The sequence below is a fragment of the Peribacillus cavernae genome (assembly GCF_003989135.1).
GTDB classification, from domain to species: domain Bacteria; phylum Bacillota; class Bacilli; order Bacillales; family DSM-1321; genus Peribacillus; species Peribacillus cavernae.
On the sequence record NZ_RYZZ01000001.1, the window covers coordinates 362592 to 368938 of the forward strand.

The window sequence follows — 6347 nt, forward strand, 5'->3', positions numbered from 1 at the left end:
AATATACAAGGAGGGTTTTAGTTTGACGAATATTGGATTTAGAATTCTACCGGTAACAAAACGTCCCGATAAAAACCTAATCAAACAGTATGAAAACGTAGTGACCCCCCACATAAGTGACAATATGAATCGAATGAATGCTGTATCTTCTTATTTACGTCAATACCATAAAGAGGGAAAACTCGTGGGCACAGCTTTTACGATCAAAACTAGACCAGGAGACAACCTTATGGTCCACAAAGCCATTGACATGGCCGAACCAGGCGATGTGATTGTAGTTGATGCGGGTGGGGATATGACGAACGCCATTATTGGAGAAATCATGATGAACATTGCCAAGAAAAATGGGTTAGCCGGGTTTGTTGTTGACGGAGCCATTCGCGATGTAGCAGCCATTTCAAACGATATTTTTCCCGTCTTCGCCCGAGGTGTAACTCATCGCGGACCATATAAAGATGGTCCCGGAGAAATCAATGTGCCTGTTTCCATTGGCGGCATGATCATCAACCCTGGGGATATCATTGTCGGTGATGAAGATGGACTCGTAGCTGTACCCCTAGAAGAAGCTGAAAATATCCTAAGATATATAAAAACTCAACAACAACTCGAGGAAGAAATTCTACAATCTATTCAAGAAGGAACAATAAACAGGGAGTGGATTGATGAAAGGCTAAAACAAAAGGGCTGCGAAGTCTTGATAACAACTAGCTATATATAATAGATAAGTAATTAAGTAACAAAAGCGTTTATTCTTGTCACCATCTATCAATACTATTTTAACAAATAACGGCAAAATGTCTTTTCTTAGACAATTTGCCGTTATTCGTTAAAAACCAACATTGATTTACACTTTTTGTATTTCCCTTTATAAGTTCGTCCTGGGATGTTAGCTGGCTTATTAAATATTGTTTTAGCCCCTTAAGATTTTACATATACAATATACATCTTCATGTAAGCCTCAACATCGTCAACAACTAAACCAATCTGCAGTGTTTTGCCAAACATGTTAATTTTCCCTCCCCACTCATTCGAACATCATTTCATCAATAAAAGATTAAACTTGGTAAATCCAACACATGTGGCAAGTTTTAGACGCTAGTGCATTGTGTCGGTCTACCTCCTCCGTCCGTCGTGGCGCTCTTGGCGTCTACGTACTCAGTCCAGATGCTCAACGATCTCCAACATGTTGCCTTCGAGGTCAAAGAAGTGCGAGCAGCGCACTCGAAGCAGCGGGTCTCCACTCACTTTTTCAATAGAACTGTTAATCCAATCAAAATAGATGGACAACCAAAAGCAGTTGAACAAGATGTTGGTATAGCTGTTAAACCAAAAAAAGTTTTTTTAAAAAAGCTATCTATGATTAAGATAAACCAAATTTTTGACAGGAAGGAATCCAAGATCTAATATAAAGGCAATAATAAAGCGCTCTCATAAATTACATAATAATTAAATTAATAATGATCATGATTAAAAGACAAAATGTAATCGATTACTTTAAAAGTTTTTATGTATATCTGTCATTGACCTTTAGTATATAAGCCTTTTATATAGTGTGTTTTTGAGATATGCAATTTCACCTGTATTAAAATGCTTCATATAAATTTTTATAGTTGGGAGATATGGTAAATGAATACTAAACAAATTTATGATCATGAAGGAAACGAGGTTATTCATGGACGGGAGACGGTAAACGGAGTCCGCCTTCATTATGTAACCGCTGGATCTGGTGAACCTTTGTTACTATTGCATGGTGTACCTAAAACGCTCTTTTATTGGCACAAGCTTATACCAGAACTCTCCAAACACTATACGATCATTGCTCCAGATGTTAGAGGGTTTGGTGATTCAGGAAAACCCAAAAATGGATATGATATGGACAATATCGCTGAGGACATCGCACAGTTAATGGATAAATTAGGACACAAGACGTACAGAGTTCATGGTGAAGACTGGGGTGCTGCCTTCTCTTATGCTCTAACAGCAAAATATCCGGAGAGAGTTGTAAAGCTTTCCTGGTGTGAAATGCTCCTTCCAGGTCTTGGATTAGAAGAGTGGTCCGTTCTAAAACCCGAAAATGTTTATTCGAATCACTGGTTATGGCATATTAACTTTTTCCATGTGCCTGAAATTCCAGAGTTTTTAATCTCAGGCAAGGAAAGAGAATTTTGGGGTAAATGGATGAGAGATGAGTGCTACGATCCTAGTGCGATTTCAGATGATCTTGTGGATGAAATAGTCCGTGGCTGCTCCTCTGCAGGTGGATTACGCCCAATATTCGATGTTTATCGCGCTACATTTGAAAACATCGATTTCGTAGAACAGAAAATGAAAGAAAAACTGCCTATGCCTGTATATGCAATAGGAAGCAATCATTTTATCGGTGAAGAGGTTCATCGCGAGGCTAAACTTTTCGCAGAGAACGTAACTTGTGATTTCTTAGATTGCGGACATAGTTTAGCCGTGGAACGGCCTAAGCAACTGGCTGAAATGCTGCATAAATTTATGGGGTAAAAGAGAATTTTGACTGTAAAGAAGAAAATCTCGAAACGAGGTAATTCTTTTGTAAAAAATAGAATTACCTCGTTTTTTTATAATATCCTTTAAAAGTCATTCTTTTAGCGTCTGGGCTTATGAGATTGTATTTAGGCTCAATATTTACTGTAACTTTTCTAGGAGGAGTTTCCTTTAAAGCACTTGCCCATTCTACTTAGATTTCATACCACTTAACACCACGTCTGTTAATCTGATTGTTGTTTTGTGGTACAAGATAAACAAGCTTCTTCGCTGTTTAAAATGATTCACCCTTGCCCATACTGATTTCTAGTCTAGTAGAATCGGTGGGTGTTCCAGTATGGAAATAGAAGTTCAAGATATTGAAAGCGTGTTTCATATTACAGAACCGTGGTATATCGAAAGCTGTTTATTTAATGATCAAAAAGAACAATTAGATGTCTTCGTCAGTATACGAAAAGGGGTTCTTTTTGGCTGTTCCCTTTGCGGAGCGGAAGATCAGCCTGTCTACGATATTGCCGATTATAATCGAACGTGGCGGCACCTGAACTTTTTAGAATACCCTTGCTATATTCATGCAGAATTACCACGCACTAGATGCCGGGAGTGCGGTAAAATTCATCGGGTGGATGTGCCTTGGGCCGTTAAGACTCGTTCTAATTTCACCTTGCTTTTTGATGCCATGATTATCACAATGGCCAAGGATATGCCTATGAATGCCATTAGCCGGTTGGTCATGGAACACGATACGCAATTATGGCGGATCATTCATTATTACGTAGACCACGCGATCAAAGTTCAAGATCTATCTCATGTGACGATGAGTAGCACAGATGAAACCTCCGCTAAAAGAGGGCATCAATACGTGACCATTTTTATGGATCCGCAAGAAAAGAATGTCATCCACGTCACAAAAGGCAAAGATTCGAGCACATGGGAGAAGTGTAAAAAACACTTGGAGGCCCGGGAAACTGGATTTTGCGCTCAAATAAAAAGAATGAGTAACAGTTCGGAGCCATACTTCGCTCGCAACTGAACCCATTCCCTTGTCCATCTATCCGTTTAGCCATGATCGCAGGGTTCTATGCGTGTAACAGAGGGTGAATACGAAGCGAGTAATTGAACTCATTCCCTTGTCCGGTTTTAAGTCTATAAGAAAACCAGACTTTACTTTTTATCTGTAAAATCATTGTTAGTGGCGAAGAGCCAACTCTTTTACCTTTACCCGTACCCTTAGCTAGATTTGCCAGTAGCAGATGCCATATTAGATCGGATTATTCATGACTCCTACAATCTTCTGATTGATGGGGAAATGTCCATGAGAGAACTGCATGGAATCAAAGAATAAGCTTACCTAGAGCCACTACCTCACGGTAGTGGCTCAGAAATCTGTCAGAAGTGGCTCAAAAATTTGTCTCAAATGGCCCTTTTGGATGGCTGTATTCATCTGGCTGTTTTATAAATAGCGCTTCCGCCTTTAAAGGCTCTTCCTGCCCAGCCGACAACAGGAATTAATCCTGCTGCAGCCAATGCCCCGGCAGTGACACGCTCTGCATTGGATAGCTTTCGGCCGGTGACGGGATCAAATATACTGAACTTCTACTAAATTCCCCATAATTTATGCTTTTATTATTTGTTCAATTTATTGGTAAATATCCCCTCACCCAGTTCCATTCATCCGATTTACCTTCAGGTACATTTTCACATTAAAGCAAAAAAATACCCTGGAAGGTTAAGACCTAACATGGTATGTCAACATATTTAAAACTATTATCCTTTACTTTTCGTTAAATATTTATCAATAATTTCTTTTGGTCTAGGTCCATCAGCTATGATACCAAGATTCTTATATTCCCAGATAATCGAATACTTATATATATGGAACACTACCAACAAACTTAAATGTATAACCGTTATTTATAATCTCATCTTTTCTTCCATCATATTGAATGTTATACAGTAAAATAGCAGCATTAATATTTTTTGGTAGAGTAGTTTCCATTGTAGATTTAAACCGTAGAATTACAGCATGGTCATATGAACAGCTTTGTATCAAATCTGTTAAATTCTCTACCCTGTTTTCATGCAGAACTTTTTCCAGAAAATCTTCATCAAAGTCATCTATATCTATATCAAAGTCGCTAAGAAAGGGAGAAGGAAGAAATTCACCCTCTTCTGTATAAACTAATTCAACATAATCCGTTAATTCCTCTTCAGTTTGTATCTCACCAATCCATAATGAGACGTGCCCTTGCTTTTCCATTCTAAACCTCCTCAGTTATTTATCCTCAAACCTACTGGCAATGCATCTATCCCACCATTAAGTCTATAGTATGCCCAATTATTTATTCTTCGTACAAACATATCATAGTCTTTAGAGGAATCAATAATACCTAGTAATTCATTATGAGCAGCTGTAGACCCTAATCCTCCATGTTTTCCAGGCGGATTAACAAATTCAACATCATTTATAGCAGTTCTTAGATCTCTAATTTGGTTTGCACTTAAATAACGGTGCCTGTCACTTCCCGAAATTTGTCGATAGATTGATAGTGGTGGAGAGTCTAAAATAGCTCTCTGTCTTTTTTGTTTTTCAGTTTACAGGGGTATTGTTGCTTGAGGTGCACATTTCACCGGGTACAAAATCTATGGTGATTGTTGGTTTGCCGGATGCAATCGAAGGAACGGGTGTTATCAGCCATACACACGCTTGACTGTGATTTGGCAGATCAAAAAGTGAATCTATCCCCATCGGAACAAAAAAAAAATGGACCGCTTTTTTGACTTTGCGATGGCAATAGGGGTCTTGAAGGAAACGGATCATGTAGAAATAGATATTTCCAAAGATGTGCGTTTATTGGAACACTGTCTTTAGATAGCACTGTTGAAAAGGTAGAAGGAATGCTGCCTGTGGTGATCGCAGTCAAAACGTTGGGATTCAGGCAAGTATATCTTCCTTACGACCCGGTAATCCAATCGACATGTTAGAGGGTCTGGATTGTATTGTTGTTCAACACATGAATGAGGCGTTACAGAATTTAATCGCGTTCAAATCAAGATCATCCGTTTAGCAAGAACCATGAGCTTTCATATCCATCCTAAACAATTTTTTTATTTTCTTCTAAGTAAAAATCAAGGATTTTAAGTTTCATATATTGATCTGGGTATATGTTACGAACTTCCTCCCATTTTATTTCCTTCCTTGTACTTGTATGGCATCTTACTTATTACCTTACCACAACCTTTATGGCTTGGCCTAATCGATTTTACTTTCTAGCTTGTACAATAGCAGCGGCGGCTGTCACACGAACATGCGGATCATTTGATTGCAGTTCTTTCTCAAGCAACCCCAAACAACGCTCCAGGTACTGCGGGAACCCAACCGGGAAGCCGCCTCAAAATCCTATATCTGGCTGTATCGGACAGGACATTCATTATACGACAAAAGCAGACGGATTTCCTCTATAATTATTTGTGGTCTGATGTATACCGGGTGCTTTTCTACCCGGTAGCTCATAATGAGACTGTTTGAGTGATTCTTCATTAAGAAGATGTACTAGTGAAGTGAACTTCATTTTTGGATGAGATTTTGCTAATTCTGCTATCCTTATTAGTTTTGTTTCCATTAATATACCTACCTCTGTGTGTAGTAAATGTTTCCCTATAAGGGCAATGATAGGGTAACTGCCTTTCCTCCATCAGAGTTACCCGACTTCATAGGTACTACGCAGCTATCCGACTTCCTGTGCGGCATTTGGCTTGCTCACTTGTTATCGCTTGTTTCGCCATACTCTCTATTATTCTTGAAAGACCGACAGGATCTCCCGAGTTGCTAC

At 38.9% G+C, this 6347-nt stretch carries 5 protein-coding genes and 2 pseudogenes; 5 read left to right on the forward strand and 2 right to left on the reverse strand.

Annotation, left to right across the window (positions count from 1 at the left end):
• Positions 1-22: 22 nt before the first annotated feature.
• The 4 genes and pseudogenes from ELQ35_RS01810 to ELQ35_RS22915 form a co-directional block, all read left to right on the forward strand.
• A complete protein-coding gene (locus ELQ35_RS01810) occupies positions 23-718 on the forward strand; it encodes an RraA family protein (protein WP_126863135.1) in 696 nt (231 codons plus the stop codon).
• 908 nt (positions 719-1626) lie between these two features.
• A complete protein-coding gene (locus ELQ35_RS01815; protein WP_126863136.1) occupies positions 1627-2511 on the forward strand; it encodes an alpha/beta fold hydrolase in 885 nt (294 codons plus the stop codon).
• 340 nt (positions 2512-2851) lie between these two features.
• Complete coding sequence (locus ELQ35_RS01825) at positions 2852-3547, forward strand: helix-turn-helix domain-containing protein (RefSeq protein ID WP_126863137.1); 696 nt, start codon at positions 2852-2854, stop codon at positions 3545-3547.
• Between the two features lie 213 nt (positions 3548-3760).
• Positions 3761-3859: pseudogene (locus tag ELQ35_RS22915) on the forward strand (AAA family ATPase); the annotation flags it as partial.
• Between the two features lie 98 nt (positions 3860-3957).
• Here the strand turns inward: ELQ35_RS22915 and ELQ35_RS01835 are convergent.
• Positions 3958-4095, reverse strand: a pseudogene (locus ELQ35_RS01835) (pre-toxin TG domain-containing protein); the annotation flags it as partial.
• A gap of 286 nt (positions 4096-4381) precedes the next feature.
• Positions 4382-4774, reverse strand: a complete 393-nt coding sequence (locus tag ELQ35_RS01840) for an immunity 22 family protein (RefSeq protein ID WP_126863138.1) — start codon at positions 4772-4774, stop codon at positions 4382-4384.
• A 602-nt stretch (positions 4775-5376) separates the two neighbouring features.
• On the opposite strand from ELQ35_RS01840, the gene ELQ35_RS23635 reads away from it, so the two are divergent.
• Positions 5377-5499 carry a hypothetical protein gene (locus tag ELQ35_RS23635; protein WP_425466816.1) on the forward strand — a complete coding sequence of 41 codons (123 nt, stop codon included), beginning with the start codon at positions 5377-5379 and terminating at the stop codon, positions 5497-5499.
• Positions 5500-6347 lie beyond the last annotated feature (848 nt).

What these genes read in the sequence shown, in the direction of transcription:
- ELQ35_RS01815 (WP_126863136.1), top strand. Translation starts at nt 1,627, where the DNA reads ATGAATACTAAACAAATTTATGATCATGAAGGAAACGAGGTTATTCAT.
- ELQ35_RS01825 (WP_126863137.1), top strand. Translation starts at nt 2,852, where the DNA reads ATGGAAATAGAAGTTCAAGATATTGAAAGCGTGTTTCATATTACAGAA.
- ELQ35_RS01840 (WP_126863138.1), bottom strand. Translation starts at nt 4,774, where the DNA reads ATGGAAAAGCAAGGGCACGTCTCATTATGGATTGGTGAGATACAAACT.